Here is a 24,529-nt window from a genome sequence, read left to right on the forward strand (position 1 = left end):
CTCCACGCCCTAGACTGGGGTCATGCGCACTTCGATTGACCCCCAGCTGTTAGACGACATCACCGGATCCTCGGCCCTTGCGTGGGCCGAGGATTGGTCGTCTCAGACCCTTTCTCAACGGGACTTTTCCGCCCTCGAGGACCGGATCCGCGAGGTGTTAGACACCGACGCCCGCATCCCGTACGTCTCCCGTCGCGGCGAGTACCTCTATAACTTCTGGCGCGACGCCGCCTCCCCGCGTGGGCTGTGGCGCCGCACCACCTTGGAGAGCTACCGCACCGACGATCCCGAGTGGGAGATCCTCCTCGACATCGACAAGATGGCCATCGTTGAGGACGAGGACTGGGTTTGGAAGGGTGCGACCGTGCGCCCCCTGCACCACGACCGTGCGCTCGTACGTCTCTCCCGCGGCGGCGCCGACGCCTCCGTCGTGCGCGAATTCGACATCCCCTCCCGCGCATTCATCACCGACGGCTTCACGCTGCCCGAGGCGAAAACCGATGTGAGCTGGGTCGATCTGGATACCCTGCTCGTGGGCACCGACACCGGCGAGGGTTCGCTCACCGAGTCCGGCTATCCGCGCCAGGTCCGGCGCTGGCACCGTGGCCAGGACATCCACGTGGCCGAAATCATCGCCGAAGGCGAGCCCACCGACGTCCTCGTCGCCGCAGGCTACGATTCCACCCCCGGTTTCGAACGCACCGTAACCACCCGCGCAATCGATTTCTACACCACCGAAGTCTCCGTTGATGGCCAGCTCCTGGACATCCCGCGGGATTGCGAAGCCATCCCGCACAAGCAATGGCTCTTCGTCCTGCCCCGCACCGGCTTCGCAGGGGTTACGGCGGGCGCACTCGCGGTGTCGCTTCTCGACGACGTCCTGGCCGGCTCCCCCACCTTCACCACTCTCATCGAACCCGATGCCCATACCTCCGTCGATGCGATCTCCTTTACCCAGTCGCAGGTCCTGGTAACCACCCTGGTGGACGTGGTCACTCACATCTCGGCCTTCACGCTTGACACCTGGGAGCGCACGGAGCTGGAGTTGCCGGAGAACTCGTCGGCAAGCATTGTTGCCACCAGCCCGCTGGACGGCGATGAATACTGGATCAACGCATCTTCTTTCACCACGCCCTCGACGCTGTACCGTGGAAGCGAACCTATTAAGTCTGCCCCCGCGCTCTTCGATGCCACGGGCCTGGAGACTCGTCAGCACTGGGCGCGCTCGGCCGACGGCACCGAGATCCCCTACTTCATCACCGGCGACTTTTCGTTCGGCGCCCGGCCCACCCTGGTCGGCGGCTACGGCGGCTTCGAGGTCTCGCTGACCCCCGGGTATTCGGCGGTGCGCGGGCTCGCCTGGCTGGAGAAGGGCTACTTTTACGTCCAACCCAACCTGCGCGGCGGCGGCGAATTCGGCCCGGCCTGGCACGAACAGGTGGTCAAAACCAACCGGCATAAAGTCTGGGAGGACCACCATGCCGTGCTCCAGGACCTCGTCGCGCGTGGCTATTGCACGCCCGAGCAAATCGGCATTCGCGGCGGCTCCAACGGTGGCCTGCTCACCTCGGGCGCGCTGACCCAGTACCCCGAGGCCTTCGGCGCCGCAGTAGTCCAGGTTCCGCTCACCGATATGCTGCGCTATCACACGCTGTCGGCTGGAGCCTCGTGGATGGCCGAATACGGCGACCCCGAGGACCCACAGGAACGCGCGGCAATTGAGCGGTGGTCACCGTTGCAGAACGTGTCGTCGCAAAGCGACTACCCGCCGGCACTCGTGACCACCTCAACCCGCGACGACCGCGTCCACCCCGCGCACGCCCGCACCTTCGCGCTCGCGCTGGCCAAGGCCGGCCAACCCGTTGACTACTACGAGAACACCAAGGGCGGGCACGCGGGTGCCGCCGACAACGAACAGACCGCGCGCGTGGAAGGGTTGATCTACTCGTGGCTGGATGCACACGTTGGAGTAGACTCTCCCGCATCATGATTCTCAAAAGGCTGCGCTCCACCCCTGTTCCCGGTACCCGCGATACGTACACCGGCGTCGATTTCAACCTCGGCTTCCATATCCGCCACTACGACCTCGATCTGGCTTACCGGGTCGAGCCGAATCGGCTGGAGGGTACCGCGACGCTGCGGATGGACAATTGGAAAGCACTGAGCGGCCTAACGTTGGATCTGCAGCCGAACATGGTGGCTAGGCGCGTCACGGCGCAGGGCTCCGCGGGGCGGACCGTGCAGGTGGCGCGGTTTAAGCAATCCGGTGGGAAGCTGCGCATCACGTTTAAGAACGAGGTGCCGGTGGATACCGAGTTCACGCTGACGATTTTTTATGGCGGCAACCCGCGCCCGCGCCGCACCACTTGGGGCGAGATCGGCTGGGAGGAGCTGGAAAACGGTGCGCTCGTGGCCAGCCAGCCGATCGGCGCGCCGACGTGGTTCCCCTGCGACGACACGCCCGATGAGAAGGCCAGCTATTCCATCCGGATCAGCGCCGACGACCCGTATGTGGTCATTTCCAACGGTGTGCTGACCGGCAAGCAGTCGGGCGGCAGCCGCACGACGTGGACGTATGAGACGACGCATCGGATGGCCTCCTATCTGGCCACGGTGCAGGTCGGCGAATACGTTCGCGTGGATCTGGGTCGCAACACGCACGCCTGGCTGTCGCCGGAGCACGCCGCCACCGATGCCTTCGATCAGCAGCAGGAGATGCTCGACTTCTTCGAGTCGACCTTCGGGCCGTATCCGTTTGCCGATTACACCGTCGTGGTCACCGAGGATGAGCTCGAGATCCCGCTCGAGGCCCAGGGCCTGTCGATTTTCGGCGTCAACCACCTCGAGGGCTGGGAGCGGCTCATCGCCCACGAGCTCGCGCACCAGTGGTTCGGCAATTCGCTCGGGCTGGCCCAGTGGGACGACATCTGGCTCAACGAGGGTTTCGCCTGCTACGCCGAGTGGCTCTGGTTCGAGCACAAGGGCACGCCGGCACAGGTCAACGTGGAGGCCGAGTATCAGATCCTGACGGAGAAGCCCCAGGACATCGTCGTCGGCGATCCCGGTCCGCGCGACATGTTCGACGATCGCGTGTACAAGCGCGGCGCCATCACGTTGCACGCGCTGCGCGGCTTGCTTGGCGACGAGGCCTTCTTCCAAGCCATACGCCGCTACGTTGCGACCGGTCGCCATTCCGTGGTCGAGGTGCAGGATTTGAAGCGGGAGCTGTACACGGCCGCACGCGGCCAAGAGCTCGCAACATCGCGTGTCGACGAGCTCCTGCACACCTGGTTGGAGCGCCCCGAATTGCCGGAGTGTCCTTAATTATGAAGGCCGTATAGTGAAGGCCCTGTCGCTGGCGACCGTGTTCGCGGCCCTCGCCGGCTTCATCGTGATGTGGGTGGCCCAGTGGCCGCTCGACGCCGAGACTCAGCTGCGCTATTTCCAGGCCTACTGGGGTCTGTTCTTCGCCGCGACCGGGCTCATCGACGGCATCACCCAGGAAACCACCCGCGCCGTCGCGGGTGCCAAGAGCACCGGACGGGATCGCGGCGCCAACCCGTGGAAAGCCGGTGGGATTCTCGCAGTGGTCATGGCCGGGATCGCGCTGGCGATCGGCGTGCTGGTCATGGGCCGTGTCGTGCCCACCAGCCCGGAACTGGGCACCGCACTATTGGTGTTTGGACTGGTCAGTTACGTCTTCCAGGCAGTCTTATCCGGCGTGCTCTCAGGCGCGGGTCTGTGGAACCAATACGCTGGTCTCGTCGCCCTGGATTCCGGTGTGCGCCTCGTGCTCGTGCTCATCGCCTGGGCCGCCGGCTGGGGCCTGCCGGCGTTCCTTGTTATTACGGTGATCGGCGCATTGAGCTGGGTGGTGATTTTGGCCTGCTCGAGGGTGGCGCGATCGTCGATAAGCGTGGCCCTGGATGTCAACCGCGACGCGTTCCTGCGCCGCGTGCTTACCGCGATGCTGGCGTCGGGCGCGACCGCGACCCTGATCACCGGCTATCCCACGTTTCTCAATGCGGCTTTTCCCAACGAGGACCCGTCGACCACCGTGACCATCGCTGGCATTATTAACGCCGTCACCCTCACGCGCGCCCCGATCCTGGTGCCGCTGCAGCGCTTCCAGTCGGCGCTGGTGGTCAAGTTCGTGGAGGCTCGCGATCAGGTTTTCACCACTCTGGCCAAGCCCGTCGGCCTCGTGCTGGGTGTCGGCGCGATCGGATTCGTCGCGGCCTGGGCGATCGGCCCCTGGATTCTGCGGCTGCTCTATCGCGAGGCGCTGTTTGTGCCCGGTCTGATCCTGGGCACGCTGACGTTCGCCTCGGCGCTGACGGGCACGCTAATGATCACCGGCACGGCCGTGCTGGCGTTGGAAAAACATGGATGGTACGTCTCCGGCTGGATTGTGGCCTCCGTTGTGGCCTATTCGATCCTCTTCCTCGCCCCGCTCGGCCTGGTGGAGGCCGTCTGCTTCTCGCTGATCGTCGGGCCGCTCGCCGGCGGGGTGGTGCACGCAATTGGGCTGGGCTACACCACCCGCATTGCCCCTCCGCGGGCAACCGGGTGATCGTTGAGCCTGGGTTTTCCGCCAAACGGCGGGAAGAAATACACCTGTCCGTTGACTTGATCGACGTGCCCATGCAGTGGGCTGCCCCGGTCGTCGTCCATCCGCCCGTTGTGGAAGCTACACATCGTGGACAAATTGTTGATGTTCGTCGGCCCGCCCGCTGACCACGCAACGTTGTGGTTCATCTGGCAATAATCCGCGCCGACGCCGCACCCATCGCCCACGCACACGGGGTCGCAGATTTTGCGCATCAGCCGCTGCTTCGGGGTGGCACTCCGGCTGCCGTAATACACGTTGACCGGGCCTTCCACCGGATCGACCAACATGACGTAGCCTTTCTCCGTCATCTTGGCCTCTACGAATTCCTTGCCCGTCATCCGGGTGCCGTTGGTCAGCGACAGGATGACGTCATCGCCCTCGTAGCCTTCGACCTTCGCCAGATCCTCCAGCGAAATGATCACCGCCGGCGTCACAGGTGGGCCACCGGCCGAACCCCCGCCGGCCAGGATCTTCATGGCGCGCTCCGCCGGGTGCTCCTCCGATTCCTCGGCATTGAGCGCGTCCATTGCCGCCTGCACCAGGTAGCCCGGCGCGCACGCGCGGAAGTTCACATACGTCGATCCCGGAATCGCCGTCGCCGACATAGACGGCTTATTTTCCGGTACCTCGGGCCCGTTGAACTCCTCGATCAGCTCCTTGCCGCGCTCCTGAAGAGTGCGCAGAATCGGCGGCTCTTTGCACAGCTCGACGCGCACCTTCCACGCGTGCTTCTGGTCATTGAGCCGCCCGACGATCGTCTCAATCTCCGCCAACGTAAACAGCGTGTGGCCCTGCTCCCCGGAACATCCACGCGCCTTCGCCTGCTTCTTCGTGGACTTCGTATTCCCGAAATACACCCCGGCGAGTTTGTCCACCTGCTTCGCCATCTTCGTGTCCAGCCCCGCCTGGCACAGCTCGAGCACGCTGCGCCCGCAGGCGCCGGCCAGGATATCCATGGCCTGGCCCCACTGGGAGGCGAAGTGCTCGAATGCGTTCATGGCCCTGAGACTAACCCACCCAAATAATCCCGCAACCAGCACTAACTCAGCTTGTGGAAACAACTCAGTTATCCACAGATTTCGGTGCGGGAGCGATCGTCGTGAAGCGAAAGGTAGTGTTATCTGCTATGAGGATGCTTGTTACTGGTGGCGCCGGATTCATCGGCGCGAATTTCGTGCGCCTCGCGCTCGAGCGCGTGCCTGACCTGCGCGTGACGGTCGTCGATAAGCTGACGTACGCTGGCAATCGCGCGAACCTTGCGGGCTTGGACATCGAGTTCGTCGAGGGTTCGATCACGGACGCATTGCTTATCGACGAGCTCACGTCGCAGACAGACACCGTCGTTCATTTCGCGGCCGAGTCGCACAATGACAACTCGCTTTCCGACCCTTCGCCTTTCGTGGACACGAACTTGGTGGGCACGTTCACGCTGCTCGAGGCGGTGCGCAAACACGGGGTGCGGCTGCACCATATCTCTACCGACGAGGTGTTCGGCGACCTGGCCATCGACGACCCGGCGCGCTTTACCGAGGAGACGGCCTATAATCCGTCCTCGCCGTACTCGGCGACGAAGGCTGGGTCGGATCATTTGGTGCGCGCGTGGATTCGGTCGTTCGGGATCAACGCGACGATTTCGAATTGCTCCAATAACTATGGGCCCTATCAGCACGTGGAGAAGTTCATTCCGCGCCAGATCACGAACCTGCTCACCGGCCGGCCGGCGAAACTCTACGGTACCGGCGCACAGGTGCGCGACTGGATTCACGTCGACGATCACAACGATGCCGTGCTGGCCATCCTCGAGCGCGGGCGTGCGGGTGAGACCTATAATATCGGCGCGGATAACGACCATACCTCAAATAAGCAGGTCATAGAATTGATCTGCGAGATTATGGGTGGCACCTACGAACATGTTGCCGACCGAGCCGGCCACGATCAGCGCTACGCCATGGACTCGACAAAGCTGCGCCGCGAGCTGGGGTGGGCGCCGCGCTACACGTCGTCGATGCGCGAGGGGCTGGAGCGCACCATTGCGTGGTACCGCGACAACGAGCAGTGGTGGACGGGCGCGAAGTCGGCCGTGGAGGAGAAATACGCCGCGCGCGGACAGTAAGATTAGGCCCATGCAGGTCAATTCGACGCCCATCGCGGGCCTACTCACGGTAGAACTCGACGTCCACGGCGACGCGCGCGGCTGGTTCAAGGAGAACTGGCAGCGCGAGAAGATGGTCGCGGCCGGGCTGCCTGATTTCGCCCCCGTACAGAACAACGTCAGCTTCAACGCCACCGCCGGCACGACCCGCGGGATGCACGCGGAGCCCTGGGACAAGTACGTCTCCGTGGCGCACGGTCGCGTCTTCGGCGCGTGGATCGATCTGCGCGAGGGCTCCGAGACCTTCGGCGTGAAGCACGCCTTCGAGATCACCCCGGAGCAGGCCGTGTTCGTGCCGCGCGGGGTGGCCAACGGGTTCCAGGCGCTGGAGGAAACCTCCTATGTTTACCTGGTGAACGCGCACTGGTCGCCAGAGGCGCAGTATTCCAACGTGAACCTGAACGAGATCGCGTGGCCACTGACGCCAACGGAGATCTCCGAGAAGGACTTGCACCACCCGCCGCTCGCGGAGGCCACGCCTGTCGCCCCGCGCAAGATCCTGGTCACCGGCGCGAACGGACAGCTGGGTCGCGCGCTGCGGCAGGTATATAAGGACCCGCATGTGGAATTTGTGGGCCACCGCGAGTTCGACATCACTCAGCCCCCGGCGCGGGACTGGTCGCAGTACCAGGCGATCATCAACACGGCCGCGTTCAACGACGTCAACGGCGCCGAAACCGAACGCGCGAAAGCCTGGCAGGTCAACGCTGAAGCTCCGGCGAAGTTGGCCAAGATCGCCGCCGCGCACAACCTCACGCTGGTCCACGTCAGCTCGGACTATATCTTCGACGGCACCAAAGAGATCCACACCGAAGACGAAACCCCCAGCCCTCTAAGCGCCTATGGCGCCTCGAAGGCCGCCGGAGACACCGCGGCGCAGACCGCACCGAAGCACTATGTCATCAGGACCTCGTGGGTGTTCGGCGAGGGCTCGAACTTCATGGCCACGATGGCCTCCCTGGCCAAGCGCGATATTGAGCCGTACGTTGTTCACGACCAACGCGGCCGCCCCACTTCCGCTGAGCATCTCGCCCAGGGCATCAAGCATCTGTTAGACACCGGCGCAGACTACGGCGTGTACAACCTGTCGAGTGGCGGCGATACCGTGGGCCGCGACGAGATCGCCATGTCCGTCTTTATCGGCATGGGCCACGACCCAGCCGAGGTCCACCCAGTAAGCACGCAGCAGTACCAGGAGATCAACGGCCCCGAGGCACCGCGCCCGAGGGAGTCCACCTTCGACCTGTCCAAGATTGAGGCCACTGGATTTACCCCCGGAAACTGGCGCGCGGCGCTGGCGCTCTATCTAGCAGTGATCCCTGAGTAAGACCCGACTAGGATCAGTGCCTATGAAAGGCATCATTTTGGCAGGCGGATCCGGCACGCGCCTCTATCCCATCACGAAGGGGATCTCGAAGCAGCTCATGCCGATCTACGACAAGCCGATGATCTATTACCCGCTCTCCACGCTGATCAGCGCGGGCATCCGGGAAATCTTGATCATCACCACCCCCGAGGATCAGCCGGCGTTTCAGCGCCTGCTTGGCGACGGTTCGTCGTGGGGCCTCATGCTCAGTTACGCCGTGCAGGCCTCCCCCGACGGGCTCGCCCAGGCCTTCATTATCGGAGAGGATTTCATCGCCGACGATTCGGTCGCGCTCGTGCTCGGCGACAATATCTTCGAGGGTGCCGGCCTGGCCCAGGCGCTGCCGCATTGCCGTGACCCCAAGGGCGGCATGATCTTCGCCTACGAGGTGTCCGATCCGTCGCGCTACGGCGTCGTCGCCTTCGATGACAACGGCACGGCCACCTCCATCGAGGAGAAGCCCGCCCACCCACAGTCGAATTTCGCGGTCGTGGGCCTCTATTTCTACGACAACCAGGTTGTCGATATTGCCAAGCAGATTACGCCGTCGGAGCGCGGCGAGCTGGAGATCACCGCGGTCAACGAGGCCTACCTCGCCGAGGGCGCCCTGCAGGTCCAGCGCCTCCACCGCGGCGACGTGTGGCTCGATACCGGCACGATCGATTCGATGTCGGAGGCCGCCTCCTATGTTGAGGTGATTCAGAAGCGCACCGGCCAGGTCATCGGTTCCCCTGAGGTCGCCGCCTTCCGCGAGGGCTTCATCGACGCGGCCCGCCTCCGCGAGCTCGCCGAGCCCATGATGAAGTCCGGTTACGGCGCGTACCTCATCGACGCCGCCCGCGAAAAGGATTACTGATGTCTACTCTCGCAGTCCTCCTCACCGTCTACCGCGGCACCGACGCCACAGCCCTCGAGTTGGCCCTCGACTCCCTGGCAGCACAGACGCGTCCGGCCGACGAAATCGTGATCGTCGAGGACGGTCCGCACGAGGTCAGCGAAACGATCCACGCCTTCGTCGCAAAGCATCCTGAGGCTCGCACCGTTGTACTCAAAGACAATGTTGGCTCGGGGCTGGCGTCTCAAGCAGGCTTAACGACGATTGCCTCCGAGTACCTTGCGCGACTCGATTCCGACGATGTGGCCAAGCCGGAGCGCTTCGCTGTACAGCTCGACTACCTGGAGAAACACCCCGAGGTGGCAGCTGTGGGTACCGCAATGGAGGAGTTTCGTACGCATCCCGGCGACGGCCAGGCGGTTCGCGCGCTGCCCACCGACGGGTTGGAAAAGTACGTGAAGATCAACTCGCCGATCAATAATCCTTCGGTGATGATGCGCACGGAGGCCGTGAAAGCTGTCGGCGGGTATAAAAATATCAAGCACATGGAGGACTACGACCTGTATGCCCGCCTCGTCGCCGGCGGATATGGGCTGGCCAATTTGGAAGGGTCGCTGACTTATTTCCGCGTTTCGCCTGAGCAATTCAGCAGGCGCACAACAGGAATGTTCGCGGCCGAAAGAGAAATGCAGAGAAATCTGGTTTCTTATGGCCTCGTGTCGAAGCCGAGGGCTACGATGAATCTGGTTGTCCGCACGCTCTATCGAGCACTGCCACTCGGGCTGTTGCAGCGTGCGTACGCAAAACTCTTTCATAGATAGGTTGCCCATGTCGCAAGATTTTGCCGATACCTGGCTGATCGTGCCCTGCTACAACGAGGGGCAGGTCATCCGGAAAGTGCTCTCGCATGCCCGGGAAACGTTCCCCAATATTGTCGCGGTCGACGACGGTTCTGCGGATAATTCCGCCGCCGAGATTCACGCCGCGGGCGCGCACCTAGTCAACCACCCGGTCAATCTCGGCCAGGGTGCGGCGCTACAGACCGGGGTGGAATACGCCCGTGCGCAGCCTGGTGCTCAGTACTTCGTCACCTTCGATGCCGATGGGCAGCACCAGGTCAAGGATGTTGTGCGCATGGTCGGTCGGTTGCGCAGCGAGGAGAAAGACATCATCGTCGGCACGCGATTTGGTCGTCCGCGAGCCGCCGACGACCAGGTCCCACTGCTCAAGCGCATCGTGCTAAAGACCGTTGTGTGGCTGTCGCCGCGCACGCGACGTCTTGGGCTGACCGATGCGCACAACGGTCTGCGCGCATTCAACTTGAAAGTCGCACGCGAGATGGACATCAAGATGAGCGGGATGTCGCACGCCTCCGAGATCATTTCCATGATCGACGAGAAGAAGTGGCGCGTGGCCGAAGAACCCGTGGACATTTTGTACACCGAATACTCCATGGCGAAGGGCCAATCGCTGATCAACGGCGTGAACATCTTGGCCGATTCGCTCCTAGCTAAGAGGCTGTAACTTATGCTGATTGAATTTCTGCTGCTCCTGGCCACCGTATTGCTGCTGGGGTACTTCTTCTATAGCCGGAAGAAGGCGCACACGAAGGCGTGGGTAAAAATCGCCTTCGTCCTGCTCACGATTGCGGCCGTGTGGGCGATCCTGCGCCCTGACGATCTCACCGTGATAGCCAATTGGATGGGCGTCGACCGCGGCACCGACCTGCTGACCTACGGCCTCGTTGTGGCATTCTTTGCCACCACGCTTTCCTCCTGGGTGGACAAAAGGGAACAAGAGGTGCGCTATGCCAGGCTGGCGCGTGCGGTCGCGCTGCAAAACGCAGTCCCGCCGGAGGCCCCGCGCGACGCCTGATACGGTAACTAGAGATACTTGCCGGAGACACTGGAGAAGAAGCGTTGGCGTCGAACAAGCCTGAAACTAAAACCAAGATCCCTACCCTGTTCTGGGCTTTTGCCATCGTATTGGCGCTGGCAGCAGCCGTTGGCGGCTACATCATCGGGCTCAACGAGGGTCGCGAACAAGGCCAGGCGATGGCGGCCCACGGGGCAAGCGTAGGCACGGGTACGCAGAATTCTTCCGAAAGCGTGGCCAACGAGATCCCCGATGTTGCTCCCGGCACCGACTTCTCCACCCCAGAACCGAACTCCGACGGCCACTTTGATGCCCAAGGCTACGGTGCGGCCGGTCCGGTGAACAGCATGGACGATGTGGGCAACGTGCCTCGTCGCGACGCGAATGATCCGATGGCCATCGGTGCGCTCGACGCACCGCTAGTCATCAGCGAACTCAGCGACTTTGGCTGCCCCTACTGCGCCCAATTCGCCACCGAGACGGAGCCGGAACTCATCAGCCAATACGTCGATTCCGGTCTCGTACGCATCGAGTTCAATGATCTGACAGTCAACGGCGAGAACTCCGAAGCCGCCTCCCGCGCAGCACGCGCCGCCGCCGAGCAGGGCCGCTTCTTCGAGTTCAAGGATGCGCTCTTCGCCGACTTCAAGCACGAGCCTTACACCCTGGACGACTTCGTCGCCTACGCCGAAGAAGCAGGCGTAGAAGACGTGGAGAAGTTCCGCGAGGACGCCGAGAGCGACAAGTACGACGAGGCCATCACCGGCGCGCGCGACTACGCACTCGGCCTTGGCATCGACGGCACCCCCGGCTTTGTGATCGGCACCAAAGTAGTCAGCGGTGCGCTTCCACTCGCGGAGTTTGAAAAAGTCATCAACGAGGAGCTCGAGGCAACCCAGGCGAAGGCCTAGGCCGCCCGTAACTAGCGCATCGAATCAACGGTGCGCTGAATCCCTTCAGCGATAGAGACCTGCGGCTCCCAGCCAAGGGTCTCTTTTGCTTTGCCGTAATCCAGGCAGGAGCGTGGGACATCGCCAAGGCGGGCCGGTGCGACCTGCGGCTCGTTCTGCGCCCCGGCAGCATTGGCGACGAGCGCATGTAGCTCCCGGTCGGTGGTTTCCACACCGGTACCGATATTGAAGCGCTCTCCCCCGCCGACCTCGCCGGAGACCGCATAAAATGCGCGGACGGCATCGCCGACGTAGAGGTAATCACGTGTGTTCGCACCCTCGCCAAAAACGGTGGTGGGCTCGCCGTTGAGTAGCGCGTTGGAAAAGATCGCGATCACTCCGGCCTCTCCCTTTGGGTTCTGCCGCGGCCCGTACACGTTCGCCAGCGCGATATGCGAGCACTCCAGGCCGTACAAGCGACGGAACATGTTCAGGTACTGTTCGCCGGCGTACTTCGAGGCGGCGTAGGGAGAATAGGGTTCGACCGGGGCGGATTCGTTCACCGGGAAGCTCTCAGGGCGCCCGTAGATGGCTCCGCCGGAGGTGGCGAGGACGATTTTGCGCACGCCGGCTCGTCGCGAAGCTTCTGCGAGGCGGATCGTGGCGGTGATATTGCTCTCGGCGTCGAAGACTGGGTCGGCGACCGAGTGGCGCACGTCGATCTGCGCCGCTAGGTGGAACACGACCTCGACGCCCGCGACGATCGGATCCAGATCGGCGGTACGCAGGTCAGCCTCGTAAAAGGTGGCCTGCGGGTTCAGGTATGCCGTGGTGCTGTGCGAGAGATTATCGACGACAGAAACCTGGTGTCCCTCCTCGATGAGGAGATCCACCAGATGAGAGCCGATAAATCCGGCTCCGCCGGTCACGAGAGTATGCATAACTCCCGATCTTAGTACCCGCGCTCAATCCATTCTTCTAGGTGCGGGGCCTCGTCGCCGATTGTTGTGTGATCGCCGTGGCCGGTGCGCACGATGGTCTCCGGCGGCAGGTCCAAAACGGACTTCTGCAGCGATTCAATGATGGTGTCGAAGCTGGAGAAGGAGCGTCCCGTCGCGCCCGGACCACCCTGGAAGAGGGTGTCGCCGGAGAAGAGCTCGCCCGCTTCCGGCACGTACAGCACCACAGAGCCCGGCGAGTGGCCAGGGGTGGAAAGCACCTTGATGTCGGTGCCACCGATCTGGAAGGTCTGGCCGTCTTCGAGGTCCTTGTAGCGCAGATCCTGGTTGGTTTCCTCCCACAGCATGGAGTCGGCTGGGTGGAGGTAGATCGGCGCGTCGACGAGCTCGGTTAGGCGCGGCGCTGCGTCGATGTGGTCGTTGTGGCCATGCGTTGCGACGATGCCCGCCACCTTGCGATCTCCCACAGCCGCGGCAATCGCGTCGGCATCGTGGGCGGCATCGATGATGTACACCTCGGAGTCGTCGCCGATGATCCAGACATTGTTGTCCACGTCCCATTCGCCGCCGTCAAGGCGGAACTTGCCCGAGGTGACGACGTTTTCGATGCGGAAAGACATTAGTCAAACACCACCACGGAGCGCAGGACGTCGCCCTTCTTCATAGACTCGAAGGAGGCCTCGACCTCCTCGACACCGATGCGCTCGGAGACGAAGTCGCCGAGTGGGAAGCGGTCCTGCAGGTGCAGGTCAACGTACAGCGGGAAGTCGCGCTCTGGCAGGCAGTCGCCGTACCAGGCTGGCTTCACAGAGCCGCCGCGGGAGTACACGTCGATGGCTGGGATCTCGATCTTGCTGGTCTGGTTCGGCACGCCGACCATGACCATGCGGCCGGCGTGGTCGCGGGAGTAGAAGGCTTGGCGCCAGGTGGGCTGGATGCCCACGGCGTCGATGGTGACGTCGGTGCCGAAACCGTCGGTAAGCTCGCGAACCTTGTCAATGACCTCCTGCTCGCTCATGCCCTTCGAGGTGATCGCGTGGGTCGCGCCGAAGGTTTCCAGGGCGGCGGCGGTCTTGCGCTCGTCCAGATCAACGGCGATGATCTTCGTCGCACCTGCCAGCGCTGCACCAGCAACGGCTGCCAGGCCCACGCCGCCGAGGCCGAAGACTGCCACGGACTCGCCGCGCTGAACGTCGCCGGTGTTCACGGCGGCACCCAGGCCGGCCATGATGCCGCAGCCGAGCAGACCAGCGGCCGCTGGGTCTTCCTCAGGGTTAACCTTGGTGCACTGGCCCTCGTGCACCAGGGTCTTTTCAGCAAACGAACCAATGCCGAGTGCGGCGGTGAGCACGGTGCCGTCTTCCAGCCTCATCGGCACGGACGCGTTGTGGGTATTAAAGCAGTTCTTCGTATCGCCCTTACGGCAGGCGCGGCACTCGCCACAGACAGCGCGCCAGTTCAGCACGACGAAATCGCCGACAGCCACGTGCGTGACATCGGCGCCGATTTCCTCGACCACACCTGCGGTTTCGTGGCCGAGCAGGAAGGGGAATTCATCGTTAATATCGCCGTCGCGGTAGGCCAGATCGGTGTGGCATACGCCGGTTGCCTGGACCTTGACCACGACGTCGTTCGGACCCGGATCTGGGATCACGATATCGGTTAGTTCAACCTCTGCGCCCTTGGAGCGGGCGATTACACCTTTAACTGTTTGAGTCATGCCCCCACCCTAACGATTTTTCATTAGGGTGGGAGAACTTTTTCATTAAGGGACTTAGAATGTCAATCCGAAGCCGGCTTCGTACGTCACGCCTTCGCGATCCACGTGCGCGTAGCCAGCCTGGTACTTGCCCGGTACGTCGCGCGGGGAGTTCGCCACGGTCGAGGCCGATTCAGGTACCGACATCGGCAGCTTGCCCTGCGGGCCGCCATCCTCGCCCGCGAGCGAGCGGAACAGGTTGTCCGGGTTGATCTCGAAGGTGCCCACGACCGCGGAGGCCTGCGGTTCGATCTCGGACAGAATCCACGGGTTGGTGAAGTTAACCGCGAGGATAGTCGGCACCTTCGCCTCGATCTCGAGGATCCGATCCACATCGACGCCGTTGTCGCGCGGATCAATCGACAGGGAGACTCCCGGCTTGTCGTCCTCGAAGAGCGCGATGTCGGGGCGCGCCCAGACAATGGCAAAGTCGGCGTCTTCAGGCTTATCGACGAGGGTGTAGTTCGGAGCCTCCTGCTGCAGGGATTCCTTGACCTTGCGGTCGACTTCCTCGATCTTGGTGCGGCCGGTGGTAAAGACAAAGACCTTCTTCTCTGCCTTCAGGTCCAGCGGGAGCAACTCGGAATTGCGCAGTAGGGTCACGGACTGGCGCTGTGCCTTTTCTGCCAGCGCGGTGACCTCCGCGTTGCCGATCACCTTTTCGGCGTTGTCCTCGTCGACATAAGGATTGTCGAACAGACCCAGCTGGAAGATCTCGGTGAGCAGGCGACTCACGGCGCGGTCGAGGTACTTTTCTTCCAGCAGGCCCTGGTCGAAGGCCTTTTGCAGCTCGGTCGGGTCGGCCATGTCGGAGACGATATCGGTGCCGGTCTGCACGGCCTTGGCGAAGCGCTCCGGCTTGGTCAGGTCTTCCACGCCCCACATCATCGCGTCGATGATGCCGGAGTCGGAGTTCACGTAGCCCTTGAATCCCATCTTTTCGCGCAGCAGCTTCTGAATGAAGGTGTTGTTATAGGCGAACGCGACCTCCTCGAACTGGGTGGTTGGGCCGGCCCACATTTCCTCTGGCAGCTGGGCGGCGGAGGTGTTCACCGGCTTCGCGTAATACGGCATGACGGAGGAGACACCCTCGTCGATGGCTGCTTGGAAAGGTGGCAGGTGGTACTTCGCCAGTGCCCCCTCGGTGGGGTATTCGTTGGATTGACCCCACTCGAAGTGTGGGTCGTGGCCATCGAGGCGCACGCCGCCGCCCGGGAAGTGCTTGACGGTGGTGGCCACGGACCTCTCAGACAACTCGGGGCCCTGCATGCCGCGTGTCAGCGCGCCGATATAGCGGGTGACCAAGTCGACGTCCTCGCCGAAGGTGCCGTTGAAACGCGACCAGCGTGGCTCGGAGGCGACATCGGCCATGTAGCCATACAGCTTGTGGATGCCTCCTGCGCGCCACTCCTTGGCAATCTCGCGACCATAGGTTTCGATGAGCTTATCGTCGTCAAGCGCTGCGAGGCCCAGCTCACCTGGCCACTCGGAGAACACACCCGCGGACTCGGAGACGCCGAATTCGGCGACGAGTGCGAAGTGGTTGCGGGGGTTGGAGGCGAAGACAACCGGGATGCCGAGGCGCGAGCACTCCGCAACTTCCTGCACCGCGTTGGTCCATACCGCCAGGTCACGCGGGGAAAGGTTATCGCGCACGATGAGGAAGCGCTGGTTGCGCACGTTAATGGCATTGTCGGTGGACGAGGTCACCAGGATGGGCTCGGGGTATTCCTGACCAGTGATGGGGTTGTGGTCGCGCCACTCATCCTCGGGGTTGAGCAGGTTATTCGGATCAGAATGGGGAACGAATTCGGAGTACCCCGGGTAGTGCGAACCGATGACCATCATGCCGATCTTCTCTTCTGGGGTCATCCGTCCGACGAGGTCGGCCGCGCGCTCCTCGGCTGGCAGGCGCCAGTCTTCATAAGGGGTGAGTTGGCCGTCACCATCGAGGTCACGGAATTTCAGACCATCGGCCTCAACGAAGCGGTCGGTGCGGGAGCCTAGCTGTTTTTGATCAGGCATGTCGGAGTACTCCTTGGGTAGTTGTGATTATTCCGGCCTGTGCCCCAGCCAACTGCGCGATCAACTCGTTGGTTAGGTCACACACTCAATACTCCCAGTGTAACGAAAGATAATCCCCGAAATCGAATATCGTCATACCAATCACAAAACCGCCCACCCCCAGCGGTGCGGGGATGGGCGGCGAGGCGGTCGTCGTAAAGCGTCTTTTTAGCTTGCTGCGACGACAGCTCCGACGTGGTTATGGCCACGCTGATTGACGTGGAACGGCATGTGACCAGGGCCTGCGTAGAAATCAACCAGGCCAGCCCACATGCGCCTGTGATCAGGGGCGCACATGTTGTTGTCCTTGGTGGACGGCTTCAGGTCAATGAACTCGGAACCGGTGGCGCGGGCCGCGTCAACGAGCATCCACTGGCCCAGGACCTCCCAGTCGCCGATCTTCTGGAAAGGCGTGGTGTCCGAAACATTGGGAGCGACGTGGAAGAGGCAAACGTTGCCGCGACCATCGCTGATCTGTGGGTAGCCAACGAACTGGATACGCGCGTTCGGAGCGGCTGCGCGGATGCGGGCAACCTGTGGGCGCATGTAGTTAACGAAACGCTCACGCACGACGGAATCCGGCAGATTGTCATTGTTGTAGGTGTCGTTGAATCCAAGGGAGATGAGCACGCGCTCGGTGCCCGCGTTCAGCCCCCGCTCGCTGACCGCACGGTTGACCTGCGTGGACAGCTTCGGGCCCTGGGAAATGGTGACGGTTCCGGTGCAGGAGTAGTCGTGTGCAGCCAGGCCGAGCTGACGGGCAGCAACCTTGCCGAAGCTAGTGTTGCTGGTCGGACACCAGGTGTCCACGCCGGAGGAACCACGTGGGTCGAGGCCGAGTTTGCCTGCGGCCCATTCGGGCACGGTGGGATCAGAGACCCAGGAGTCGCCGAAGATGACCAGGTTACGATTCTGCGCGTTCGCCTCTGGCGCGTTAGGCGCGGCCACCATGCCGATAGCAGCAAGCAGGACCGCGACGAGGGCAACGATTTTGCGGCGGGAAGCTGAGAACAGCATAGAGCCCACTTTCTTGTTTTCCGTCAAGTACGTACGAATTTCATAAAAGAGTGTTCATGGGAACCTTAAACGCCATGACCAACTCAGTGCAAACGCTGGGAGCCATCTAGGCGAGAAAGCTTGTAACAACATTGGTAACTTTAGTCACATTCATCTATGTTGTCATGGAATATGTTTTGAGTTCCAAAAGAAAATTCTCGCCCGCAGCCGGGAAATATGCAACACTTTGGAAACCAATACCGATAATCACCGTGTCATGTTTTCGTGTCATGTTTCGTGCCCGACCCGCAATCCAAGGAAATTTATGTCGACACTTTCCCCTCTGGGCAAAATCGCCTTCAACGCGCAGGCGCTCGCCAAGTTCGTGCCCGCAGTAGTCCGCTCCGGCATCGTCGGAAGCGAAGGCGGCCCCGTAGCAGCCGCAACCTTGCCCGGCACGCTCGCGCGCTACTGGTTCACCACCGCCCGAGAGATCGAGCAAGGTGCCGCACAGAATCCGCATCGCAATGCGCTTATCGACGACGACGGTGTCCTCTCCTATGGCCAGATGCGCGACCAATCCAAGCGCCTGGCGAAGTGGTTCCTTGAGGTCCAGGACCGCGAGGGCCTCGACGAGCTCCACATCGGTGTCATGGCCCGCAATGGCCGCGGCATCCTGTTGCCCATGACCGCCAAGGGCTACGCCGGCTCGACCTTGTACCTACTCAATGTCGGTTCCTCGCCGGAGCAGATCCTCGGTTGCATCGAGGAAAATAACATCAATGTGCTGCTTGTCGACGACGAATTCGCCGACCGCATCCCCACCGACTACCCGGGTCTCACCGTCGGCTACGCGCACACCTCGCAGCCACACACGGATTACCCTTCCGTCAAGGAAATCGTGCACGCACCGGATAACGGCTACAAGCTTCCCGTCTGGCCCAAGCACGGCAATATCGTCCTGATGAGCTCGGGCACCACCGGCATTCCGAAGGGCATCCTGCGCCCCGAGCCGAAGCTCCCCCTCGTGCTGGCCGGCCTGCTGGAGAAGCTCCCGTGGCGCGCCGGTATGACCGTGCAGATGAGCGCGTCGATGTTCCACACCTGGGGCTGGTCGGCGACAAACATCGCCTTCGGCGCCCGCAACACCGTGGTCACCCAGCGTCACTACGACCCGCGCAAGGTGTTCGAGCAGATCGTCAACTACAAGTGCGACGCGCTTGTCTCCTCGCCGATCTTCTTCAAGCAGATGCTGGAGCTCGAAGACAACGAGAAATACGACACCTCTTCGTTGAAGTTCATCGCTTCCGCGGGCCACGCGCTCACCCCCGAGATCGTGCGCACCATGAACGACCGCTTCGGCCCCATCCTGGCGAACATCTACGGCTCCACCGAGCTCACCCTCGCCGCGGCAGCCTCGGCTGAGGAGGTCGCGGCCGACCCGACCGTCGCCGGCCACATCTCGTCGGGCACCGTACTGAAGCTTTACGACGACAACGACCAGGAAGTCTCCCAGGGCTCCGTTGGCCGCATCTTCCTCAATAACTCCACCTCACTGGTGGGCTACTCCAACCCGAATACGAAGCTGGTGAAGATCGGCGACCTCGTCGAGATGGGCGACCTCGGCTACTTCGATAAGCAGGGGCGCCTGCATGTGCTCGGCCGCGTCGACGACATGATCATCGTGGGCGGCGAGAATGTCTACCCGGCTTCCGTCTCCGACATTTTGGAGCCCATGCCAGGCATCGCCGACCTCTACGCGGGCGGCGTCGACGACGAGAAGACCTTCGCCCGCATCGCGGTGTGGATCGTGCGTAGCGACGACGAGGCCGGCCGCAACCTCACCGCCGATGCCGTGCGCGATTGGGTGCGAGACAACCTGGCCAACCACTCGATTCCACGCGACGTGAACTTCGTTGACGAGCTGCCTCGCAACGCAGTGGGCAAGGTCGTCCCACGCTTCCTGCCGGAATCAGTGCGCGAGGACTAATTGCGCTTGGACCAGAATCGACCATGCACTTTTTAAGCCCGTCGCTCTGGACCTAAAAGCTCCCATTTCTGAGCGTGGTCGATTCTAGAATCGACCACGCTCAGAACGCCCTTAATACTGGATCGCGATCCTGCCGTCGATCTTTCCTGCGCGCATCCGCTCAAATACGTCATTGACTTCGTCCAGCGAACACGAAGCAACCGTCGGTTTGATGAGACCACGGGCGAAGAAATCAAGTGCCTCCGCCATATCTTGGCGAGTACCCACCAGCGATCCCCGGATCGTAAGCCCCTTGAACACGATGTTGAATACCGACGCTGGGAACTCCCCCGGTGGCAGGCCGTTAAACACGATCGTTCCATTCCGGCGAGCCATATCAATTGCCTGGCCAAAGGCAGATTCATGCACTGCTGTCACCAGGATGCCGTGTGAGCCTCCCTCGGTATAGTTCTGAATCGCCTCTCCCGGATCTTCATTCCGCGCATTCACCGTGAATTCAGCCCCATGCTTCCGAGCTAGCTCAAGCTTGTCGTCCGCCACATCGACGGCAATGACCCTCATACCCATTGCCACCGCATACTGGACTGCAATATGCCCAAGTCCGCCCACACCGGAAATGACCATGAATTGGCCGGGTCGAGTATCAGAAACCTTCAGCGCTTTATATACCGTGACTCCGGCGCAAAGAATTGGTGCAGCCTCCAGGTAGTCCACCCCATCGGGGATGCGAGCTGCATAGCGAGTATCCACGAGCATGTATTGCCCAAAAGAACCATTTTGGGTGTAGCCACCGTATTCCGCCTGGTGACAATAGGTTTCACGGCCAGTAATGCAAAATTCACAGGTGCCACAAGCCGTCCACAACCAAGCGTTGCCGACAATATCTCCTACGGCTACGTCATGGTCACCTGGACCGAGCTCGACAACTTCGCCAATTCCTTCATGCCCCGGAATGAATGGTGGATTCGGCTTGACGGGCCAATCCCCTTCCAATGCGTGGAGGTCAGTATGGCAAATTCCCGATGTAATGACCTTCACTAGCGCCTGGAAAGGTCCAGGTTTCGGTAGGTCAACCTCCTTAATGGTCACTTCGTGTCCAAATTTTTCAACGACTGCTGCGGTGAATTCTTGGGGTGCTGCGGTGGTCATAAGCTCTCCTTGGAGTAAGGGTTGGTTCTCACTGGCCCACCATCGGGCCAATCCCGATACTGAAGCTATAGTGAGTTGCAATACTTTTACCCTAGATCACACTTCAGGAACTGACAAGGACTTCACTGAACATTTCCCCAAACATGAAAAGAAACCCCAGGCAGAACCATGTTCTACCTGGGGTTTTGTTTGAGCCGCTTGCGAGAATCGAACTCGCGACCTTTTCATTACGAGTGAAACGCTCTACCGACTGAGCTAAAGCGGCAATCTGCACGGAAACGTGCGGATAACAGCTTAACCCACGTCAGTCGAATCTTTAAAACTCGCAGGTTATTTCACCTTGCAGGCCCTGCGGATCGCCCCGATCATGCCGAAAAACGCGATCTGCGGACCCACCGACTGGGAAATATGCACCCGGCATTTCTCAATCGCATCTTGACAGGCCACGAGCCCCTCGACGGAAACCTTCTCGGCGATCTCGCGTGACAACCCCTCGAAATCGGGATGCGTCAGCTGCAACTGAGACCCGGCTTTCAGGATCAACGCATCGCGGTAGACCCCGGCGAAGTCCACTAGCGCGAGATCCATGGCATCGCGTTGACGACGAGTGCCGCGCTTCTTCTGCTGCGTCTCCAGATCCTTCACCGCCTTAGAGGCACCGCTGAGCGCCTTTGCGGCTCCTTTGCCTTTAGCGCCCATGCCGAGGGCCTGCTCAAGCTTTTCACGCTCTTCTGTGTCCCGCTCAGCGTGCGCCTCCTCGGATTCCTTCTTAATCGCGGTCAGCAGCGCGCCGACGGCTTGGAAAGATTGATCCCCGTGGAAGATTAGCTCGGCAAGCTGAATCACCTGGGCGCGACGATTCTGGATCACCTCATTGCGGATCAGCGCGCGAGCGCGCCCGATGTGGCGCAGCGACGTTGCGGCAGCCAACTGAGCATCGCTTTCCGACGCTCCCTCCTCCTCCATCAGGATCCGCATCACCTCACGCATCGAAGGCTGCGGGATATAGAGGTGCCTGCAACGCGAACGCAGAGTCGGCGAGAAATCCTTCGGGTCAGTCGACGGGGCACACAAAATAATTACGGTCGAGGCTGGCGGCTCCTCCACAGTCTTGAGCAACGCGTCGCGGGCGGGAGCGCTGAGCCTGTCCGCATCTTCCACGATGACAACGCGCCACGAGGCGATCGTCGGCAAGCGAGCTGCTGGTGCGATGATTTCATTGCGCACCGTTTCGATGGAAATGGAAAGCTCTTGGGGCACGACGTGCACGATATCTGTGTGCGAATCACCGAAGGCATCGATGCAGCTTTGGCACTTGCCGCATCCCGGCTCGTCGGGGTCTGTGCAGACAAGCGCCGCGGCGAAGGCGACGGCGGAATTGGATCGCCCGGAGCCGGGAGGGCCGGTAAATAACCATGAGTGGGTCATCGCATGTGCATCGGCGCCGGCCTCACCACGAGCGGCGCGCGCGGCGGAAAGAATGGTGTCTCGCACTGAAGGGCTGTCTGCCAACCGCTGAGAGACGCTGCGAGTATTCACCTCAATCACCCTACTTCATCGGTCCGCGACAACGTGTCTAACGAAAACGATAGACTATCTAACCATGAACCGATTGTGGCGAGGACTGAAATGGCTATGGGGCACTTCGTGGCCGATGTACGCCATAAACGTGCTGGTAACTAACCTGCTGGGCGCCATCGCAGTCATGATGTTCATCCGGTATTTGATCCCTATGTCTGAGGTCGAAGAGTTCGCCTCGGAAGCCTCACAGATTTCCACGTTGGGCATCGTCTATGTTGTCCTCGCCGTGGTGGTCGGTATCGTGGCCACCTTTATCATCGTCCGGCCAGTCTTAGACTGGCAGCGCCACCCTGACGAACACGACCCCAACATGGTGCGCAACCTTGTGATGCGCTTGCCTATCAGGCAAACCGTCGTGGTGGTTGCGGTCTGGGTCGTTGGAATCATCATCGCTGTGTTCGCGGCTGCGCGTGTCGGCGGTCAATTCGCCATTGTCGTGGGCGTTTCCACGTCACTGGTGTGCCTCATTGTCGCGTTGCTGACGTACCTGCAAACCCAGCGCATGGTCCGCCCCATCGCTGCTGAAGCCCTGGCCAGGAATTTCGAGGACTCCACGATGGAGCCCCCAATTAAGTACCGCCTGCTGATCACCTGGTTCATGACCTCGGCAGTGCCACTCTTCGGCGTTATGTTGCTGCTCTGGGCGCAGCACAGTGGCTTCTTCGACGGCAATCCGGGCGAGCTCATGCCCGCGCTCGTCGCCATCTCGGTCACCGCGTTGATCACGGGCTTCTTGGGCATGATGTTCGCCATCATGAGCGTCGTCGACCCGATCGAAGAACTCCAGGAGGCCATCAATAAGGTCCGTCGCGGTGAGACGGACACCCAGGTCGATATCTACGACGGGTCCGAGCTCGGCGTCCTGCAGGCCGGTTTTAATGAGATGATGCGCGGTCTCAGCGAGCGCCAGCGAGTGCGCGATATCTTTGGTCGCTACGTAGGCACTGAGGTCGCGCAAAAGGCCCTCGAGGAAAAACCCGAGCTCGGCGGCGAAGACCGCAAGGTCGCGGTTGTGTTCATCGACGTCGTGGGCTCGACTACCTTCGCGGTCAACCACACCCCTGAAGAAGTGGTCAATGCCCTCAACGAGTTTTTCGAAATCGTCGTCGATGTGGTCCACCGCAACAAGGGCGTGATTAATAAGTTCCAGGGAGATGCGGCGCTCGCCGTTTTCGGCGCGCCCCTCAACCTCAATGACTCCACGTCCCACGCCCTGCAGGCTGCGCGTGAGCTGCGCTCCGAGCTACGCGGCCTCGAGCTGCAGGCAGGCATCGGCGTTGCTGCTGGCCACGTGGTTGCCGGTCACGTCGGCGGACACGATCGCTTCGAATACACCGTCATCGGCGATGCCGTGAACTCCGCCGCGCGCCTGACCGACCTAGCCAAAGACACCCCGGGTGGCGTGCTCACGAACGCGGCTACTTTGCGCGGCGCAAACGAGGTGGAGCAGGCGCGCTGGACGCTACTGAAGTCCATCGAGCTACGTGGTCGCCACAAGATGACCCAGCTGGCGCGCCCGGTGCGCGCCACGCTGGCGGATCGTTCCTAATTTCCCAAATAACGAAGTTATTTGGCGACTCCGTCGGTCAACAGCATCTGACCGACGGACTGCATACCGGTGGTGCACGCCTCGAGCAGTCGCACACCCAGGCCCTTTTTGCCCTTGAACACGGTATTGCGCACAACGCGAGCGCCCTCGGCAAGCACCATCAGGTTCGCGCCGTGGCTGATTCCGGCTTCTTCAGTGGTCGTGGTGCGGAAGCGCTCGTCGTTAGCAAGTGCCGCGGTGACCACTGTGGCCGCGCCGCCGATCGCGGTGGCAGGCACCAGCTTCGGGTTTTTCCAGGCAGCAAGGCCAATTCCGGCGGCCAGCACGCCGGCAGCGGCGATGGCACTCGGGGCCGAGATTGCAGCACGCTTATCGACGAGGCGTGTGATGAAACCAGCTTGATTTCCCACAACGGCTGCCACACCTAAGCCACTTGGATTTTCTGGGACGCGTGCCTGCTCGACGGAGGCGACCGCTCCGGCTGCTAGGCCTGCCCCGAGCGCGACCTTTTGGTTCGTGCTCTCTGAGGAACGCACGGCTTCACCGGCGAGGAGGGGAAGGATCAATGGCTCGATGACCCGGGTCACCTTGTCCCACCCGAAGGTGCGTGCCCAGCAGGTCAACTCAGTCACACCGAGAAAGGCGATCCGCTCAGGGCGATCGTTGACCTTTTTCACGGACGAGACAAAAGCCTCAATCCCCTGGTTGGTGCGCTGCGCGAATTCTCCGTAGCCGAGTTCCTGTGGCATGTC

The 24,529-nt window shown here is 61.7% G+C and carries 21 protein-coding genes and 1 tRNA gene; 12 read left to right on the forward strand and 10 right to left on the reverse strand.

Annotation, left to right across the window (positions count from 1 at the left end; translation table 11 throughout):
- The first annotated feature begins 22 nt into the window (after positions 1 to 22).
- The 3 genes from A37O_RS0112750 to A37O_RS0112760 are packed head-to-tail and all read left to right on the forward strand — an operon-like array spanning position 23 to position 4,573.
- Complete coding sequence (locus tag A37O_RS0112750; protein ID WP_018297894.1) at positions 23 to 1,990, forward strand: prolyl oligopeptidase family serine peptidase; 1,968 nt, start codon at positions 23 to 25, stop codon at positions 1,988 to 1,990.
- Positions 1,987 to 3,324 carry a M1 family metallopeptidase gene (locus A37O_RS0112755; protein WP_018297895.1) on the forward strand — a complete coding sequence of 446 codons (1,338 nt, stop codon included), beginning with the start codon at positions 1,987 to 1,989 and terminating at the stop codon, positions 3,322 to 3,324. Before A37O_RS0112750 ends, A37O_RS0112755 begins: the two co-directional genes overlap by 4 nt.
- Positions 3,325 to 3,340: 16 nt before the next feature.
- A complete protein-coding gene (locus A37O_RS0112760) occupies positions 3,341 to 4,573 on the forward strand; it encodes a hypothetical protein (RefSeq protein WP_018297896.1) in 1,233 nt (410 codons plus the stop codon).
- On the opposite strand, the gene A37O_RS0112765 is transcribed toward A37O_RS0112760, so the two are convergent.
- A complete protein-coding gene (locus A37O_RS0112765; protein ID WP_245533845.1) occupies positions 4,534 to 5,673 on the reverse strand; it encodes an HNH endonuclease signature motif containing protein in 1,140 nt (379 codons plus the stop codon). The two genes, A37O_RS0112760 and A37O_RS0112765, sit on opposite strands and share 40 nt — an antisense overlap.
- Before the next feature lie 65 nt (positions 5,674 to 5,738).
- Between A37O_RS0112765 and rfbB the strand changes: the two genes are divergently transcribed.
- From rfbB to A37O_RS0112800, 7 genes are read left to right on the forward strand one after another with little or no spacing between them, the layout of a single operon-like run.
- The gene (gene rfbB / locus A37O_RS0112770; RefSeq protein WP_018297898.1) at positions 5,739 to 6,725 is read left to right on the forward strand and encodes a dTDP-glucose 4,6-dehydratase; all 987 of its coding nucleotides are present in this window, start codon (positions 5,739 to 5,741) and stop codon (positions 6,723 to 6,725) included.
- Positions 6,726 to 6,735: 10 nt separating this feature from the next.
- Complete coding sequence (locus A37O_RS0112775) at positions 6,736 to 8,091, forward strand: sugar nucleotide-binding protein (protein WP_018297899.1); 1,356 nt, start codon at positions 6,736 to 6,738, stop codon at positions 8,089 to 8,091.
- A gap of 22 nt (positions 8,092 to 8,113) precedes the next feature.
- A complete protein-coding gene (gene rfbA, locus A37O_RS0112780) occupies positions 8,114 to 8,986 on the forward strand; it encodes a glucose-1-phosphate thymidylyltransferase RfbA (RefSeq protein WP_018297900.1) in 873 nt (290 codons plus the stop codon).
- On the forward strand, positions 8,986 to 9,786 hold the full coding sequence (locus A37O_RS0112785; protein ID WP_018297901.1) for a glycosyltransferase: 801 nt from the start codon (positions 8,986 to 8,988) through the stop codon (positions 9,784 to 9,786). The genes rfbA and A37O_RS0112785 overlap by 1 nt, the downstream gene beginning before the upstream one ends.
- Positions 9,787 to 9,793: 7 nt before the next feature.
- Positions 9,794 to 10,489, forward strand: coding sequence for a glycosyltransferase family 2 protein (locus tag A37O_RS0112790; protein WP_018297902.1), 696 nt, complete (start codon positions 9,794 to 9,796; stop codon positions 10,487 to 10,489).
- 3 nt (positions 10,490 to 10,492) lie between these two features.
- Positions 10,493 to 10,840, forward strand: a complete 348-nt coding sequence (locus A37O_RS0112795) for a DUF2304 domain-containing protein (RefSeq protein ID WP_018297903.1) — start codon at positions 10,493 to 10,495, stop codon at positions 10,838 to 10,840.
- A gap of 44 nt (positions 10,841 to 10,884) precedes the next feature.
- Positions 10,885 to 11,751, forward strand: a complete 867-nt coding sequence (locus tag A37O_RS0112800; protein ID WP_018297904.1) for a DsbA family protein — start codon at positions 10,885 to 10,887, stop codon at positions 11,749 to 11,751.
- 11 nt (positions 11,752 to 11,762) lie between these two features.
- On the opposite strand, the gene A37O_RS0112805 is transcribed toward A37O_RS0112800, so the two are convergent.
- The 5 genes from A37O_RS0112805 to A37O_RS0112825 all read right to left on the reverse strand — a co-directional run bounded on the left by A37O_RS0112805 (position 11,763) and on the right by A37O_RS0112825 (position 17,529).
- The gene (locus A37O_RS0112805) at positions 11,763 to 12,671 is read right to left on the reverse strand and encodes an NAD-dependent epimerase/dehydratase family protein (protein ID WP_018297905.1); all 909 of its coding nucleotides are present in this window, start codon (positions 12,669 to 12,671) and stop codon (positions 11,763 to 11,765) included.
- Positions 12,672 to 12,682: 11 nt separating this feature from the next.
- Positions 12,683 to 13,309 (reverse strand): MBL fold metallo-hydrolase, encoded by a 627-nt coding sequence (locus A37O_RS0112810; protein WP_018297906.1) that lies wholly within the window; start codon positions 13,307 to 13,309, stop codon positions 12,683 to 12,685.
- On the reverse strand, positions 13,309 to 14,409 hold the full coding sequence (locus A37O_RS0112815; RefSeq protein WP_018297907.1) for an S-(hydroxymethyl)mycothiol dehydrogenase: 1,101 nt from the start codon (positions 14,407 to 14,409) through the stop codon (positions 13,309 to 13,311). The genes A37O_RS0112810 and A37O_RS0112815 overlap by 1 nt, the downstream gene beginning before the upstream one ends.
- A gap of 54 nt (positions 14,410 to 14,463) precedes the next feature.
- Positions 14,464 to 16,473: a glycoside hydrolase family 3 protein gene (locus A37O_RS0112820; protein ID WP_018297908.1), complete on the reverse strand. Its 2,010-nt coding sequence runs from the start codon at positions 16,471 to 16,473 to the stop codon at positions 14,464 to 14,466.
- A 207-nt stretch (positions 16,474 to 16,680) separates the two neighbouring features.
- On the reverse strand, positions 16,681 to 17,529 hold the full coding sequence (locus A37O_RS0112825) for a GDSL-type esterase/lipase family protein (protein ID WP_018297909.1): 849 nt from the start codon (positions 17,527 to 17,529) through the stop codon (positions 16,681 to 16,683).
- Positions 17,530 to 17,833: 304 nt separating this feature from the next.
- Between A37O_RS0112825 and A37O_RS0112830 the strand changes: the two genes are divergently transcribed.
- A complete protein-coding gene (locus tag A37O_RS0112830; protein ID WP_018297910.1) occupies positions 17,834 to 19,498 on the forward strand; it encodes an AMP-binding protein in 1,665 nt (554 codons plus the stop codon).
- A gap of 111 nt (positions 19,499 to 19,609) precedes the next feature.
- Here the strand turns inward: A37O_RS0112830 and adhP are convergent, their stop codons facing one another.
- The 3 genes from adhP to A37O_RS0112845 all read right to left on the reverse strand — a co-directional run bounded on the left by adhP (position 19,610) and on the right by A37O_RS0112845 (position 22,186).
- Entirely contained in the window at positions 19,610 to 20,647 is a 1,038-nt protein-coding gene (adhP, locus tag A37O_RS0112835) for an alcohol dehydrogenase AdhP (protein WP_018297911.1), read from the reverse strand.
- Between the two features lie 192 nt (positions 20,648 to 20,839).
- Positions 20,840 to 20,912, reverse strand: a tRNA-Thr gene (locus A37O_RS0112840).
- A 65-nt stretch (positions 20,913 to 20,977) separates the two neighbouring features.
- Complete coding sequence (locus A37O_RS0112845; RefSeq protein WP_033378217.1) at positions 20,978 to 22,186, reverse strand: DNA polymerase III subunit delta'; 1,209 nt, start codon at positions 22,184 to 22,186, stop codon at positions 20,978 to 20,980.
- 64 nt (positions 22,187 to 22,250) lie between these two features.
- Between A37O_RS0112845 and A37O_RS0112850 the strand changes: the two genes are divergently transcribed.
- Complete coding sequence (locus A37O_RS0112850) at positions 22,251 to 23,777, forward strand: adenylate/guanylate cyclase domain-containing protein (RefSeq protein ID WP_026196369.1); 1,527 nt, start codon at positions 22,251 to 22,253, stop codon at positions 23,775 to 23,777.
- Positions 23,778 to 23,794: 17 nt separating this feature from the next.
- Here A37O_RS0112850 and A37O_RS0112855 read toward each other — a convergent pair whose 3' ends face one another.
- On the reverse strand, positions 23,795 to 24,526 hold the full coding sequence (locus A37O_RS0112855) for a lysoplasmalogenase family protein (RefSeq protein WP_018297914.1): 732 nt from the start codon (positions 24,524 to 24,526) through the stop codon (positions 23,795 to 23,797).
- Positions 24,527 to 24,529 lie beyond the last annotated feature (3 nt).

The sequence above is a fragment of the Corynebacterium lubricantis DSM 45231 genome, from assembly GCF_000379425.1.
Lineage (GTDB): Bacteria > Actinomycetota > Actinomycetes > Mycobacteriales > Mycobacteriaceae > Corynebacterium > Corynebacterium lubricantis.

What these genes read in the sequence shown, in the direction of transcription:
- A37O_RS0112795 (WP_018297903.1), top strand. Translation starts at nt 10,493, where the DNA reads ATGCTGATTGAATTTCTGCTGCTCCTGGCCACCGTATTGCTGCTGGGG.
- A37O_RS0112855 (WP_018297914.1), bottom strand. Translation starts at nt 24,526, where the DNA reads ATGCCACAGGAACTCGGCTACGGAGAATTCGCGCAGCGCACCAACCAG.
- A37O_RS0112785 (WP_018297901.1), top strand. Translation starts at nt 8,986, where the DNA reads ATGTCTACTCTCGCAGTCCTCCTCACCGTCTACCGCGGCACCGACGCC.
- A37O_RS0112805 (WP_018297905.1), bottom strand. Translation starts at nt 12,671, where the DNA reads ATGCATACTCTCGTGACCGGCGGAGCCGGATTTATCGGCTCTCATCTG.
- rfbB (WP_018297898.1), top strand. Translation starts at nt 5,739, where the DNA reads ATGAGGATGCTTGTTACTGGTGGCGCCGGATTCATCGGCGCGAATTTC.
- A37O_RS0112820 (WP_018297908.1), bottom strand. Translation starts at nt 16,473, where the DNA reads ATGCCTGATCAAAAACAGCTAGGCTCCCGCACCGACCGCTTCGTTGAG.
- A37O_RS0112830 (WP_018297910.1), top strand. Translation starts at nt 17,834, where the DNA reads ATGTCGACACTTTCCCCTCTGGGCAAAATCGCCTTCAACGCGCAGGCG.
- A37O_RS0112775 (WP_018297899.1), top strand. Translation starts at nt 6,736, where the DNA reads ATGCAGGTCAATTCGACGCCCATCGCGGGCCTACTCACGGTAGAACTC.
- A37O_RS0112815 (WP_018297907.1), bottom strand. Translation starts at nt 14,409, where the DNA reads ATGACTCAAACAGTTAAAGGTGTAATCGCCCGCTCCAAGGGCGCAGAG.
- A37O_RS0112850 (WP_026196369.1), top strand. Translation starts at nt 22,251, where the DNA reads ATGAACCGATTGTGGCGAGGACTGAAATGGCTATGGGGCACTTCGTGG.
- A37O_RS0112810 (WP_018297906.1), bottom strand. Translation starts at nt 13,309, where the DNA reads ATGTCTTTCCGCATCGAAAACGTCGTCACCTCGGGCAAGTTCCGCCTT.
- rfbA (WP_018297900.1), top strand. Translation starts at nt 8,114, where the DNA reads ATGAAAGGCATCATTTTGGCAGGCGGATCCGGCACGCGCCTCTATCCC.
- A37O_RS0112750 (WP_018297894.1), top strand. Translation starts at nt 23, where the DNA reads ATGCGCACTTCGATTGACCCCCAGCTGTTAGACGACATCACCGGATCC.
- A37O_RS0112755 (WP_018297895.1), top strand. Translation starts at nt 1,987, where the DNA reads ATGATTCTCAAAAGGCTGCGCTCCACCCCTGTTCCCGGTACCCGCGAT.
- A37O_RS0112825 (WP_018297909.1), bottom strand. Translation starts at nt 17,529, where the DNA reads ATGCTGTTCTCAGCTTCCCGCCGCAAAATCGTTGCCCTCGTCGCGGTC.
- A37O_RS0112790 (WP_018297902.1), top strand. Translation starts at nt 9,794, where the DNA reads ATGTCGCAAGATTTTGCCGATACCTGGCTGATCGTGCCCTGCTACAAC.
- adhP (WP_018297911.1), bottom strand. Translation starts at nt 20,647, where the DNA reads ATGACCACCGCAGCACCCCAAGAATTCACCGCAGCAGTCGTTGAAAAA.